The sequence below is a fragment of the Pantoea sp. E2023-21 genome, from assembly GCF_051302795.1.
GTDB classification, from domain to species: Bacteria; Pseudomonadota; Gammaproteobacteria; order Enterobacterales; family Enterobacteriaceae; genus Pantoea; species Pantoea ludwigii_A.
Genome location: NZ_CP195344.1, coordinates 2,790,993 through 2,805,076 on the forward strand (window position 1 = coordinate 2,790,993; position 14,084 = coordinate 2,805,076).

At 53.7% G+C, this 14,084-nt stretch carries 12 protein-coding genes; all 12 read right to left on the reverse strand.

Going from position 1 to position 14,084, the window contains the following annotated elements:
• Positions 1-17: 17 nt before the first annotated feature.
• The 12 genes from rnr to tsaE all read right to left on the reverse strand — a co-directional run bounded on the left by rnr (position 18) and on the right by tsaE (position 14,082).
• The gene (gene rnr / locus ACRQ84_RS13050; protein WP_483816307.1) at positions 18-2,465 is read right to left on the reverse strand and encodes a ribonuclease R; all 2,448 of its coding nucleotides are present in this window, start codon (positions 2,463-2,465) and stop codon (positions 18-20) included.
• Positions 2,466-2,481: 16 nt separating this feature from the next.
• Positions 2,482-2,925, reverse strand: a complete 444-nt coding sequence (gene nsrR, locus ACRQ84_RS13055; RefSeq protein WP_064738380.1) for a nitric oxide-sensing transcriptional repressor NsrR — start codon at positions 2,923-2,925, stop codon at positions 2,482-2,484.
• Between the two features lie 191 nt (positions 2,926-3,116).
• The gene (locus ACRQ84_RS13060) at positions 3,117-4,415 is read right to left on the reverse strand and encodes an adenylosuccinate synthase (protein WP_064738379.1); all 1,299 of its coding nucleotides are present in this window, start codon (positions 4,413-4,415) and stop codon (positions 3,117-3,119) included.
• 177 nt (positions 4,416-4,592) lie between these two features.
• Positions 4,593-4,793 (reverse strand): DUF2065 domain-containing protein, encoded by a 201-nt coding sequence (locus ACRQ84_RS13065; RefSeq protein WP_064738378.1) that lies wholly within the window; start codon positions 4,791-4,793, stop codon positions 4,593-4,595.
• A gap of 57 nt (positions 4,794-4,850) precedes the next feature.
• Positions 4,851-5,855 (reverse strand): protease modulator HflC, encoded by a 1,005-nt coding sequence (gene hflC, locus ACRQ84_RS13070; RefSeq protein WP_007892013.1) that lies wholly within the window; start codon positions 5,853-5,855, stop codon positions 4,851-4,853.
• Between the two features lie 3 nt (positions 5,856-5,858).
• A complete protein-coding gene (hflK, locus tag ACRQ84_RS13075; protein WP_064738377.1) occupies positions 5,859-7,094 on the reverse strand; it encodes an FtsH protease activity modulator HflK in 1,236 nt (411 codons plus the stop codon).
• A 227-nt stretch (positions 7,095-7,321) separates the two neighbouring features.
• Positions 7,322-8,602, reverse strand: coding sequence for a ribosome rescue GTPase HflX (gene hflX / locus ACRQ84_RS13080; RefSeq protein ID WP_064738376.1), 1,281 nt, complete (start codon positions 8,600-8,602; stop codon positions 7,322-7,324).
• Between the two features lie 80 nt (positions 8,603-8,682).
• Positions 8,683-9,000 (reverse strand): RNA chaperone Hfq, encoded by a 318-nt coding sequence (hfq, locus tag ACRQ84_RS13085; RefSeq protein ID WP_008103618.1) that lies wholly within the window; start codon positions 8,998-9,000, stop codon positions 8,683-8,685.
• A gap of 110 nt (positions 9,001-9,110) precedes the next feature.
• Complete coding sequence (gene miaA / locus ACRQ84_RS13090; RefSeq protein ID WP_483816308.1) at positions 9,111-10,052, reverse strand: tRNA (adenosine(37)-N6)-dimethylallyltransferase MiaA; 942 nt, start codon at positions 10,050-10,052, stop codon at positions 9,111-9,113.
• Positions 10,045-11,907 carry a DNA mismatch repair endonuclease MutL gene (gene mutL, locus ACRQ84_RS13095; RefSeq protein ID WP_483816309.1) on the reverse strand — a complete coding sequence of 621 codons (1,863 nt, stop codon included), beginning with the start codon at positions 11,905-11,907 and terminating at the stop codon, positions 10,045-10,047. The genes miaA and mutL overlap by 8 nt, the downstream gene beginning before the upstream one ends.
• A gap of 43 nt (positions 11,908-11,950) precedes the next feature.
• The gene (amiB, locus tag ACRQ84_RS13100) at positions 11,951-13,609 is read right to left on the reverse strand and encodes an N-acetylmuramoyl-L-alanine amidase AmiB (protein ID WP_483816310.1); all 1,659 of its coding nucleotides are present in this window, start codon (positions 13,607-13,609) and stop codon (positions 11,951-11,953) included.
• Complete coding sequence (gene tsaE, locus ACRQ84_RS13105; protein WP_064738372.1) at positions 13,606-14,082, reverse strand: tRNA (adenosine(37)-N6)-threonylcarbamoyltransferase complex ATPase subunit type 1 TsaE; 477 nt, start codon at positions 14,080-14,082, stop codon at positions 13,606-13,608. The genes amiB and tsaE overlap by 4 nt, the downstream gene beginning before the upstream one ends.
• Between the last annotated feature and the right edge of the window lie 2 nt (positions 14,083-14,084).

Sequence of the window (14,084 nt, forward strand, 5' to 3'; positions counted from 1 at the left end):
CCAGCCATCTTCAGGCTTTAGGCTTCGCCCGGCTTCTTCTTAGATACGCGCTTGGCCTTGGTGGCGGCGGCGATTTTACGGGTTTTTTCGGAGACTTTTTTGCCTTTTTTCTCAGTTTTAGCCGGTTGTTCAGCAAGCGCAGGCTTCTTCTCGCTGCGGAACACTGAATCAGGCTCGAAAGTTCCCTTCTTACCGGCATCACGACGACGTTTAGCGGGCGGTTTGCCGCCACGTTTCTCACGCTCGCGCTCAGTTTTGCCTTCGCCACGCGGTACGCGCTTGCTGGAGATCAGCGCGAAGTCGATTTTGCGCTCGTCCATATGTACCGCGTCAACGCGCACTTCCACCGCATCGCCAAGGCGATAAGTGCGGCCGCCGGATTCACCAATCAGACGCTGGCCCACCGCATCGAAGCGATAATAATCGTTATCCAGTGCGGAGACGTGTACCAGACCATCGATAAACAGATCGTTAAGGCGCACGAAGAATCCAAAACCAGTCACGCTGGAGATCACGCCGTTGAACACGTTACCAACCTGATCTTGCATGAAGTCACACTTCAGCCAATCCGCGACATCACGCGTGGCTTCATCAGCACGACGCTCGGTTAGCGAGCAGTGTTGACCGAGCTGCAGCATCTGCTGCATATCGTAGTGATAACCGCCGGTCGGCGTGGTGATGCCATCCACTTCACCCTTCTCTTTCGCCAGCAGATACTTGATGGCGCGATGCAGAAGTAAGTCCGGATAACGGCGAATCGGTGAGGTAAAGTGCGCATAAGACGCCAGCGCCAGGCCGAAGTGACCACGGTTTTCCGGATCGTAAACTGCCTGCTTCATCGAACGCAGCAACATGGTTTGCAGCATTTCGGCGTCTGGACGATCGGCCACTTGCTTCAGCAGAGCAGCATAATCGGTTGGGTGTGGCTTAGCGCCGCCCGGCAGGCTTAAGCCCAGCTCGTTCAGTACGGTACGGAAGCTTTTGATGCTGTCTTCGCTTGGACGATCGTGATCGCGGAACAATGCAGGCTCTTCGTTTTTCTCAACAAAACGCGCCGACGCGATATTAGCGAGAATCATGCACTCTTCAATCAGCTTATGCGCATCATTGCGTGAGGTGCGCTCAACGCGCTCAATGCGACGCTCGGCGTTGAAGATGAACTTGGCTTCGTCGGTTTCAAAGGAGATGCCGCCACGCTGCTCACGCGCGGTCTCCAGCACCTGGTACATGTTGTGTAACTCATGCAGATGGGGAACCTGCGCCGCATATTGTTCGCACAGATCGGCATCACCTTGCAGAATGTTCCACACTTTGTTGTAAGTCAGTCGCGCATGGGAATTCATCACCGCTTCATAGTGTTTGAAACCGGTAAGTTTGCCGCTGGAGGAGATGGTCATCTCACACACCATGCACAAACGATCAACCTGCGGATTCAGCGAGCATAAGCCGTTGGAGAGAATCTCCGGCAGCATCGGGATAACCTGCGACGGGAAATAGACGGATGTGCCACGCTGATGCGCTTCATCATCCAGCGGCGTACCCGGACGCACGTAATAGCTCACATCGGCAATCGCCACCCACAAACGCCAGCCGCCGCCGCGCTTTTTCTCGCAGAAGACCGCGTCATCAAAGTCGCGCGCATCTTCACCGTCGATGGTGACCAGCGGCAGCTTGCGTAAATCAACACGCCCACGCTTTGCCTCTTCCGGAACGTCTTCTTTCAGCTTAGCGACCTGCTTCTCTACCTCTTCCGGCCAGGTGTGCGGGATTTCATGGGTGCGCACCGCCATATCAACAGCAAGGCTGGTCCCCATATCATCGCCCAGCAGTTCAGTAACTTTACCGAGCGCTTTAGTGCGACGCGTGGCACGCTGAGTAATCTCAACCACCACCACGGAACCCATACGCGCATTCAGCGTTTCTTCCTGCGGGATTAGGATGTCGAAGCTCAGACGGCTATCGTCTGGCACCACAAATCCAGTACCTGCATCGGTAAAGTAACGGCCGACGATCTGGCTGTTACGTGGCTCAAGCACACGTACCACGCGCGCTTCGCGACGACCTTTACGATCGGCGCTGCCCGGCTGCGCCAGAATCACGTCGCCGTGCAGGCAGAACTTCATCTGTTCGGCAGAGAGATAGAAATCATCTTTCTGTCCTTCAACACGCAGGAAGCCGTAGCCATCGCGGTGACCAATCACTTTACCGCGGATAAGATCGAGACGTTCCGGCAGGGCGTAACATTGACGGCGCGTAAACACCAGCTGACCATCGCGTTCCATCGCCCGCAGACGGCGACGCAGCGCTTCTAGCTGCTCTTCGCTGGTGATATTCAATTCCTGCGCGATGTCATCGCGGTTGGTCGGTTTTTCCCTTTTTTCTAACAGAGCCAGAATAAATTCGCGGCTTGGAATAGGGTTTTCGTATTTTTCAGCTTCTCTATCCTGAAAAGGATCTTTTGACATTACGGTTCCTCCGATGTCATTTAATTTGGATTGCCACCGGCGGTTCGGACAACAAAAGTTGGTACAGCGAGTCGTTGTTTTTGACCAAATCGGCCAGCGTGTACTTGTCCAGTTCCTTGAGGAATAGCTGGACCGCATCGTGCAATGCTTTACGCAAACGACAGGCAGGCGTAATCACGCACTCGTCACAATTCACCAACTGCAATGGCTCCATTCTACGCACCACATCGCCAATGACGATTTTTTCCGGGTCCATGCCTAAACGAATTCCGCCGTTTTTACCGCGTGTAGCGGCGACAAAGCCAGCCCGGCTAAGTTGGTTGATGATTTTAACCATATGGTTACGCGATACCCCATAGGTATCGGTGACTTCGGTAATGTTGGTCTGCTTACCTTCCGGTAACGTCGCCATGTAAATCAGGGCACGCAGACCATAATCGGTAAAACTTGTTAGCTGCACATATACCTCAGTGAATCATCGGACGTTATGGTTATGCGCCGGTCGGCGTGATGTTTAAGTATGATGATAAACCAGAGCGTGGTGGCCGGTGCGTTTTTTTCAGGCAAGTATCGATATTTGCAAGAAAAAATAGAGTGAGTGGGGTCAAAGATTAGAAATACAAAGGCCGGACATTGTCCGGCCTGAGGAGATTATGCGTCGAACGGATCGCGCAGAATCATGGTCTCACTACGGTCTGGGCCGGTAGAAATAATATCAATCGGCACGCCAGTCACATCTTCTACACGCTTAATGTAGTCGCGTGCCGCTTGCGGCAGACCTTCCACCGTTTTCACGCCAAAGGTCGTTTCGCTCCAGCCTGGCATGGTTTCGTAAATCGGCTCAATGCCTTCCCAACCTTCAGCCGCCAGCGGCGTGGTGGTCATTTCGCGGCCATCAGGCATGCGATAAGCCACACAGATTTTCACTTCTTTCAGGCCATCCAGCACATCCAGTTTGGTCATGCAGAAACCTGACAGTGAGTTGATCTGTACTGCACGGCGCACAGCAACCGCATCCAGCCAGCCGGTACGACGACGACGACCGGTCGTCGCGCCAAACTCGTTACCTTGAGCACACAGGAACTCGCCGGTTTCGTCAAACAGTTCGGTCGGGAATGGACCTGCACCCACGCGCGTTGAGTAGGCTTTCACGATACCCAGCACGTAATCAACATAGCGTGGGCCAATACCAGAACCGGTCGCTACGCCACCTGCGGTGGTGTTAGATGAGGTTACGTACGGATAAGTACCGTGATCGATATCCAGCAGCGTACCCTGCGCACCTTCAAACATGATCAGGTCGCCACGCTTACGCGCGCCGTCCAACAGATCAGACACGTCAACCACCATGCTGGTAATGATGTCGGCCACCGCCAGCGTATCACTCAACACTTTTTCGTAGTCAACTGCGTCAGTTTTGTAATAGTTAACCAGTTGGAAGTTGTAGAAATCGACGATCTCTTTCAGCTTCACCGCAAAGGTTTCTTTGTTGAAGAGATCGCTCACGCGCAGACCGCGACGAGCCACTTTATCTTCATAAGCAGGACCGATACCACGACCGGTAGTGCCGATAGCTTTGGCGCCACGCGCTTTTTCACGCGCTACATCCATTGCTACGTGGTATTGCAGAATCAATGGGCAGGCTTCAGAGATCAGCAGACGTTCACGTACCGGCACACCGCGTTCTTCCAGACCTTTCATCTCTTTCATCAGCGCTTCAGGCGACAGTACAACGCCGTTACCAATGATGCTGGTGACGTTTTCACGCAGGATGCCAGATGGAATTAAGTGGAGGACGGTTTTTTCACCGTTGATGACAAGTGTGTGGCCTGCATTATGGCCACCTTGGTAACGCACGACGTAATTCGCGCGCTCTGTCAGAAGGTCTACGATCTTACCTTTACCTTCGTCACCCCATTGGGTGCCCAGTACGACGACGTTCTTACCCATTTTTTCAAAATCACCGATTGCTTAAAAATGGATTCTACCACCTGACTTTTACTCTTTCAGCACTTTTAGCATACGATTGCGCTGTTTTTTGCCTGAGTTTTGCTCAGCTCACAACATGTTGGGTGAACAGTGGCCAACAGACACAACTGAGTCGTACGACATCACATTAATTTTTACTTATCCTCGCGCATGCATGCTGATCATGGCGTAAATCACCACGCCGGCCACCACTAATCCGCCACCAAAACGATGGAGGAGACGATCGGGTAATTGTGTCATCGCCAGGATCATGCGGCGCCAGGCACGTGGCATAAACATCGGCCCAAGACCTTCCAGCACCAAAACCAAAGCCAGCGCCATCCAGATGGTTGAGTTCATGATTTTTTCCCAAAAAAAAGGCCGACAACATTGTCGGCCTGGACTTTATATCAGTTCTTAACGCGTGGCGTTAGAGGGCGCTTTCATATAGCGGAAGAAATCGCTATCCGGGCTCAGCACCAACACATCCTGATTGTCTGAGAAGCTATTCTCATAGGCACGCAGGCTGCGGATAAAGGCGTAGAAATCCGGATCTTTGCTGAAAGCATCAGCAAACAATTTAGCCGCTTCACCATCACCTTCACCACGTGAAATCAGTGCTTCACGCTGAGCTTCTGCCAGCGTACGCGTCACCTGATAATCGGCCTGCGCGCGCAGTTTCTCTGCTTCTTCCTGACCTTGTGAACGCTGACTACGCGCTACCGCTTCACGCTCAGCGCGCATACGGTTGTAGATCGCGTCAGACACTTCAGTCGGCAAGTTGATCTGCTTGATACGCACGTCGACAACCTGAATACCCAACGCAGCCATGCTGTTCGGGTTTGGTGCCGGTTCGCTGCTATTGGTTTCACGCTCTACGCGTGCCGCCGCATTGGCAATCGCATCATCGGCTGCAGGAGTCTGAACGTCATCATCATTGCCCGCACTACCGGTGTTCAGCGCATCGCGAACGTCGGTGGTCAAACGGCCACGCGAATCGGTTACGATGTCTTTCACATCCAGACGACCCATTTCAGAACGCAGACGGTCACTGAATTTACGCTTCAGCAACACTTCAGCCTGAGAAACATCGCCACCACCGGTTGCGAGGTAGTAACGGCTGAAATCACTGATGCGCCATTTGATGTAGGAATCAACGATCAGGTCTTTCTTCTCTTTAGTAACAAAGCGGTCGGCTTGGTTATCCATGGTCTGAATGCGCGCATCCAGTGATTTCATGGTTTCGATAAACGGAATTTTGAAATGCAGACCCGGTGCGTACACCAGCGGTTTGTTTTCGTCATCACGCAGAACTTTACCAAAGCGCAGCACGATGCCACGCTGGCCTTCCTGCACCACGAACAGTGACGCGTAAAGCACCACCAGCACTACAATAATTACGGCGATGATTGGCTTACGCATCGATTACTCCCTCCCCTGGCGCTGGGTATCGTTGCGCAGCGCATTAGCGCGACGCTGATCCATGATGCTGTCTGGACTGTATGATGAAGTATCTCCACGGTTCGCACTGCTATCGGACGACGAAGGAGACTTCATTAAATTAGTCATTTTTTGACCGCCCTGGCCAGATGCCTGACCACCGCGCATCAGTTGATCCAATGGCAGAACGGTCAAATTGCTACCACGATCGCTGATTAATACCTTGCGGGTATGGCTCAACACACGTTCCATGGTTTCAATGTAGAGACGTTCTTTAGTGATTTCTGGTGCAGCTTTATATTCTGGCAGCAAGCGGGCAAAGCGTGCTACTTCACCCTGCGCTTCTAACACCGTACGTTCTTTGTAAGCACGACCCTCTTCGAGGATACGCTGCGCCTGGCCATTGGCACGCGGCTGAACTTCGTTCGAATAAGCTTCAGCTTCACGAACATACTGTTCGCGGTTTTCACGCGCGGCAATCGCATCATCGAACGAGGCTTTAACTTCTTCCGGTGGACGCGCCGCCTGGAAGTTTACGTCCAGCAAGGTAATACCCATGTTGTACGGACGGATAGTCTCGTCAAGTTCACGCTGCGTTTCGCTACGTACCACGGTACGACCTTCCGTCAGGATGCGGTCCATGGTTGAGCGACCAATGACGCCACGCAAGGCGCTGTCAGTGGCCTGACGCAGACTGTCGTCGGCGCTGGTCACGGCATACAGATAACGCTCAGGATCGGTCACGCGGTACTGCACGTTCATCTCAACGCGCACCACGTTCTCGTCGGAAGTCAGCATCACGCCAGACGCCGCCAGTTCACGTACCGCTTCAACATTCACGGCGCGAACTTGATCGATAAAGGTCGGTTTCCAGTTAAGGCCAGGCTCAACCAAATGGCTGAATTTGCCAAAACGTGTAACGACGCCACGTTCCGCTTCTTTAATGGTGTAGAAACCGCTAGCCGCCCAAATAACGACTGCTGCTACGGCAACAATGCCAACCACTTTGCCACCGCTACCGCCGCTGCGTTGGCCATTGTCATTCTGTTTGCCACCGCCCAGTCCACCGAGTTTTTTACTCAGCTTTCGGAAGATATCATCCAGATCAGGTGGTCCCTGATCGCGACCTCCTTTATTTCCCCCAGAGTTGCCGCCTTGATTATTGCTGCTTCCCCACGGGTCGCGGTCCTGTCCGTTATTTCCGGGCTGATTCCACGCCATGTCTCTACTCCATTTATTGTATTTACGTTTTTTACCCTTCATCTTCCGGATTGCAGCTTCGTTGGCTGCCTTCGTTCACCGCAGTCACTTACTGATGTAAGCTCCCAGGGATTCACTCAGTTGCCGCCTTGCTGGAATCCGAAATATTCGGTTAAATCCTGCACATACGGCTTGCAACGATAATGACGACAATCTAAAAGATATTGAGTAAAGGCGTTAGGGCAATTTCAAACAATATAACTGGCTAGCGACGGCTCTTGTTTACACAAACGACGCCAATCAACAATCGGCATACGCACGTGCAAACCCACACAGCCATCATCCTCATTCCATTCTTTTTCTATTGCATGTAGCTGATAAAAACGACTGCGTAAACGGCCGGCTTCCGGCGGCAGACGTAAGTCGTACTGCGCAATTTCACCGGCTAAACGCTCAGAAAGCGCTTGCCACAGCAACGGCAGACCCACGCCGCTCTGTGCAGATAACCAAACGCGAATCGGTTGATTCTCTTCATTACGATCGATACGCGGCACAAAGTCCTCCAGCATATCGATTTTGTTCATGATCAGCAGCGCCGGAATTTCGTCGGCTTCAATCTCTTCCAGAACGTCGTTTACGGCATCAATGTTGTCATTAACGCGCAAATCCGCGGCATCAATCACATGCAGCAGTAATGTTGCCTGACGTGTTTCCTGCAGCGTGGCTTTAAACGCCGCGACCAAGTCGTGCGGCAAGTGACGGATAAAACCGACCGTGTCCGCTAACACCACTTCACCGACATCCGCCACATTCAGACGACGTAACGTCGGATCCAGTGTTGCGAACAGTTGATCCGCTACATAAACATCCGCAGAGGTGATCGCGTTAAACAGGGTTGATTTGCCGGCGTTGGTATAACCCACCAGCGAGACCGTAGGCACGTCAGCTTTGGCGCGCGCTTGTCTGCCCTGATCGCGCTGCTTTTCAACGCGTTCAAGACGGGAGAGAATCTGACTGATGCGACCACGCAGCAGGCGTCGGTCCGTTTCCAGCTGAGTTTCACCCGGACCCCGTAAACCGATACCGCCTTTTTGGCGTTCAAGGTGTGTCCATCCGCGAACCAAACGGGTGGCTAAATGGCGCAACTGTGCCAGCTCGACCTGCAGTTTCCCTTCATGGGTGCGGGCGCGCTGGGCGAAAATATCGAGAATTAAGCCGGTGCGATCGATTACGCGACATTCGCACAGCCGTTCAAGATTACGTTCCTGAGCAGGAGTTAAGGCATGATCGAATAACACGACCGATGCTCCACTCGCTTTTACCGCATCGGCAATTTCAACTGCCTTTCCTTCACCGACAAAATATTTGGGATGTGGCGCTTTACGGCTGCCCGTAATGACTTGCAGCGCTTCAACGCCCGCAGAAGAGACAAGAGTTTCAAACTCCTGCAAATCTTCCAGCTCTTTGTCTTGGGAGAACCAGATGTGTACCAGTACGGCCTGCTCACCGGCATCATAACGGTCAAACAAGCTATAACCTCGCTAAAATAAAATAACCAGGACAGGAAAACGTGCTCGTTCTCCAGCCCTGGCTTTACGGCAGCGCAAAATTATTCTGCGTTATCGCCGTCTTGTTGTGGCTGCGACTGAGCGCCTTGGTTGCTTCCGCTGTGATGATAGTTGCTGCTACCACCGCTGCCGCCCGCGTTGTTGCTATGGTGCGACACTGGACGAGAAGGAACCACTGTAGAGATGGCGTGCTTATACACCATCTGGCTAACCGTGTTTTTTAGCAGAATGACGAACTGATCAAAGGATTCAATTTGCCCTTGCAGCTTAATACCATTCACCAAATAGATCGAAACCGGTACACGTTCACGACGCAATGCGTTCAAAAACGGGTCTTGTAAAGATTGCCCCTTAGCCATTCTATCTTTTCCTTATATGCTTGTTGTTTATTGCTTTAAGAACCGTGGTTCAGAAAAACTGCGTAAAAATTTGCGCACGATAACGGACCAATTGTACACAATCATCCCTGCTACGCACTAACTACCTTAAGCACCGCATTACGCGCTAACTCTGGCTCATCACTGTTTAACCAGTGTACTTCAGGCCAGCCACGTAACCAGGTCATCTGGCGTTTAGCGAGCTGCCGAGTGGCGCAAATTCCCCGATAAACCATTTCGTCGTAATCGATTTCACCAGATAAATAAGACCACATCTGGCGATAACCTACACAACGAATGGAAGGCATGTCCGTATGCAAATCACCTCGCGCAAACAGTGCACGAGCCTCCGCTTCAAATCCTGACGCTAGCATCTGGTCGTAACGCAACGCAATGCGTTGATGTATCAGTTCACGGCTCGCCGGTGCGATAGCAAACTGGTACACGTCGTAGGGTAACGCTTCGCCGGAGGTTTTTGTCAGTTCCGTTAAAGTTTTACCCGAAATAAAAAAAACTTCCAGTGCTCGCGAAAGTCTCTGCGGATCATTCGGATGAATACGACTACCGGCGACCGGATCGATTTCACACAGCTGGCGGTGCAGGACTTCCCATCCTTTCTCCGCCGCCATTTGCTCTATTTGCTGACGCACCTCGGGATCGGCCGAGGGCAACGGCGACAATCCTTCAAGTAACGCCTTGAAGTAGAGCATGGTTCCACCAACAAGCAACGGAATCTTCCCCTTCTGGGTAATTTCCGCCATTTCTGCCAACGCATCGCGACGAAACTCTGCAGCGGAATACGCTTCCGCTGGATCGCGAATGTCCAGCAAACGATGGGGCGCCAGTGCTAACTCTTCTGCCGACGGTTTCGCCGTGCCAATATCCATCCCGCGATAGATTAAGGCAGAGTCAACGCTAATAAGTTCCACCGGAAGTTGCTGACGCAGCGAAATCGCTAATGCCGTCTTACCGGAGGCGGTAGGCCCCATCAAAAAAATTGCCTTTGGCCGGCTAGCCTGGTTTAGTTCACTCATGCTTCAACGCGTTCAGCGCGCTCTCAATCTCAATGGCCTGTAACAGACCTGAAGGCGGCGACTTCAGCAGTTGCGGACAAAGCCTTTCCAGCTCTGCCAGCAGTGCAATCGCCTGCGAGTGATTCCAGTGAGCGTCTTCTGCATCATCTCGACGCGCCAGCCATTGGGCCAACGTGGATGCAGAAACCTCTTGCTGCCGGGCCAGGTAGCCTAACAGTTCTGGAATCAAGATTTGTAAATTTTGTGTTCGTAACGGTAAAGGCACCGCGCGCAGCGTCACGTGCTGCCCTTCTCGTTGTAAATCAATGCCCATCAGGTTAAGCAACGCTGCGTGATCGGCGATAGCGGCCAGCTCGGGCGCGGCAATTTTCAGGCGTACCGGGATCAACAGCGGCTGCGGTTTCAAACCCTCTTCTCCAGGTTGCAGCTGGGCCTGTTTTAGCCACCGCGCGGCTACCGTCAGCGATAACAATTGCAACGTATTTCCGCGCTCCAGCAGCGCATAACGATCCTGCATTACGCTCAACACACGGCCAAAACTTTGCGCGTGGGCGGTCAGCGGCGCATCAAGCGTTTCCGGCTGACGTACGGACGTAGCAGCAGCAGGCGCGGGCGCAGCGCGTGGCGTTGCTGCCGCCGGCGTTTTGATTAACTGCTTATACGCATTACCTTCACGCGCACTGTAAACAGGTTCTTTATTCTGCCAGTTTGCACTCGCCGCCGCCGCCGCAGAAGCACCACCGCTGCGTGGCGTGTTGGTGGGTTGAGCAAAGTGGTTCGCACCCGCCGCCTGGCGGTTTTCTGGCTGCCACTTAGGTGCAGGTTCTTCGGCGTGTAGAATAGGCAATTCCGGCGCGCGGCTGGCTTGCAGCACACTCATCACGCCTTGCCAGATAAAGTCATGAACCAGGCGCGACTGATGGAATCGCACCTCATGCTTAGCGGGATGGACATTCACATCCACCTGATGTGGGTCAATCTCGAGATACAGCACGTAAGCGGGCTGCTGATCGTCGCCGAGCTGCGTTTGATACGCCTGACGAATCGCGTGATTAATCAGCTTGTCGCGCATCATGCGTCCGTTGACGTAGCAATATTGCAGATCGGTAACCTGGCGCGAACCGTTTGGATCGGCGACCCAACCGCGCAGCGCTAAATCATCGTGCTGCCACTCAATGCGTAAGGCGTGCTGCATAAACGTGGTGCCGCAAATAGCACCTAAGCGTCGCTCTCGCTGCGCATCCTCACTGACCGCGCGATACTGGCGCATCAACTTACCGTTGTGGCTGAGCGAAATAGCAACGTCAAAGCGTGCCAGAGCAATACGACGAATCACCTCATCAATATGGGTGAATTCGGTCTTTTCGGTGCGCATAAATTTGCGGCGTGCGGGCGTGTTATAAAACAAGTCGAGCACTTCCAACGACGTGCCCACTGGATGTGCAGCCGGTTTCACCGTCACATCCATGTCGCGTCCTTCCGCATAGGCCTGCCAGGCTTCGCTTTGATCGGCAGTGCGCGAGGTCAGGGTTAAACGCGAAACGGAACTGATACTGGCGAGCGCTTCGCCACGAAAACCGAGGCTCATAATCGCCTCAAGATCGTCGAGCGAAGCAATTTTGCTGGTTGCATGTCGCGCCAGTGCCATCGCCAATTCGGCTTTAGCGATGCCGCAGCCGTTATCGCGAATGCGGATGAGCTTGGCGCCGCCTTTCTCGATATCGACATCAATGCGCGTGGCACCGGCATCAAGGCTGTTTTCCACCAGCTCTTTTACGACCGACGCCGGACGCTCAACCACTTCGCCTGCGGCAATCTGGTTCGCCAGCTGCGGCGGTAAAATCTGTATTGGCATGGTGGTGATCCTTCTGGCTGGTTGGCTCACTGGGAGCCAACAATCAGGATTGCGGAATTTTTAAGTTTTGCCCCAGCATCACATTGCTCGACTTCATATTATTCGCCTGCATGATGGCTTTCGAGCTCACACCGTAGTGCGCCGCAATCGCAGTCAGCGAATCGCCGCGCACCACTTTATGTCGCGTCGGACGGCTTGTTGCCGCAGCGCTGACGCTGGATTGCGCCGGTACTTTCAGGCGCTGCCCCACCCAAACCACATCACGCTTCAGGCTATTCATCTCACGTAACGTCGCCATGTTCACGCCATATTTCGCCGCAATACCCGACAGCGTTTCGCCACGCGTGACGGTATGACGCTGCGTCGCGCCGGTATATTGCACCGTACCGGTCGCCGGGTTGCTGGCGACGCTAACCGCTGGTGCGCTGTCCAGCGGCCGGTTTTCCTCCTTTGGGATCGATTGCAGCGGATGCGTAAGGAAATAATTGCGTAGGCCTTTATAAATCGACTGAGCAATCTTCTCCTGATACGCGCTGCTGCCAAGCAGCCGCTCCTCCGCGGCATTACTGATAAAGCCGGTTTCGACCAGTAAAGAAGGAATATCCGGGGAACGTAAAACGCCAAGGCTGGCATGTTCCGGCAGACGTTTATGCAACGGCGTAATGCCGCGCAGCTGCTGCAGGACTTTGACGGCGACGTCATAGCCTACACGCTGTGAATGACCGAACTGCAAATCCAGCACGGCCTGGCTGAGATAGGGATCGGCCTGGCTGTTCGCCAGCAGATCGCCTGCGCCGCCCAGCAGCTCAGATTGTTTCTCTTTCTGTTCCAGCCAGTTAGCCATTTCGTTATTGGCACGACGGTTAGACAGCACCCAAACCGATGCGCCCGTGGCGGAATGGTTCGGCGCGGCGTCGGCGTGAATGGATACCAGCAGATTCGCGTTCTCTTTACGCGCCACTTCAGAGCGGCCCATCACCGAAATGAAATAGTCGCCATTACGCGTCAGCACCGGTTTAAACATCGGATCTTGATCCATCAGTGCCTTCAACTTACGTGCAATCGAAATGGTGACATTTTTCTCGTGCAAACCGCGCTGGCCGGAGGCGCCGGGATCCTGACCGCCGTGTCCGGCATCAATCGCCACAATCACCACATCGTTGCGGCTTAACGCTCCACCGGGCCGCACGGTGGTATTGCTGCTGCTGACGGCAGTAACCTGATTGGCATTGAACGGATTGCCCTGACTGCTGCTCGGGCTCTGGCTTTCACGTGCCGTGGTCACGGGTGCTGCGGCGGTGCGTTTCGCTGGCTGAGTGCCGCGGATGGTGAACACCACGCGATAATGATTGCCATCACGCTGCGTGCTGGCGCGCGTCTGCGCTGGCTGCGTCAGTTCGAACACCAAACGCAGGCTTTGCTTGTCCTTCGGCTGACTGTGGCGAATGCGCTGCACAATATTTTCGCCGCTAAAATTCAACGGCAAGCCTTTAATCGCGCCGCTTTGACGGATATCCAGCACCACGCGGTTGGGATTATGCAGCGGGAAAAAGCCATACACTGGCTGACCGTTAAAGCTCAGCGTGACGGTGGCCTGGCTATCGCCATTCTCAACTTTGATATCAGATAACGTGGCAGACAACGCCGAGGCAGAAAACAGGCACAGCAAGCCCAGTACAATGATTTTCATCCGTGACATCATGCCGGATCCCTGCCTTGCTCGAATTGGTTTAACAGCGCGTCGCCCGTCGTGGAAACCGCGCTAATTTCAGCTTCACGCGCCGCGTCAACATAGCGCAAGGTCAACGCTAAATCAGGCTCAGGCAATACGCCGGTGCCCTGTTGTGGCCACTCCACCAGACAGAGCGCATCCCCCGTGAAGTAATCGCGGATGCCCATGAACTCCAGCTCTTCGGGATCGGCAAGACGATAAAGATCGAAATGGTACAGCGTGCGAGATCCGAGCTCGTAGGGTTCGACCAGCGTATAAGTTGGGCTTTTAACATTGCCTTGATGGCCGAGCGCCTGCAGAAAACCACGGCTAAAGGTGGTCTTACCGGCACCCAGATCGCCATAAAGATAGATCACCAGCGCGCTGTTGCAGACGCGCGCCAATTGCGCACCCAGATTCAGGGTTGCCGCCTCATCGGGCAAAGGGATAACACAGGTTTTCATGC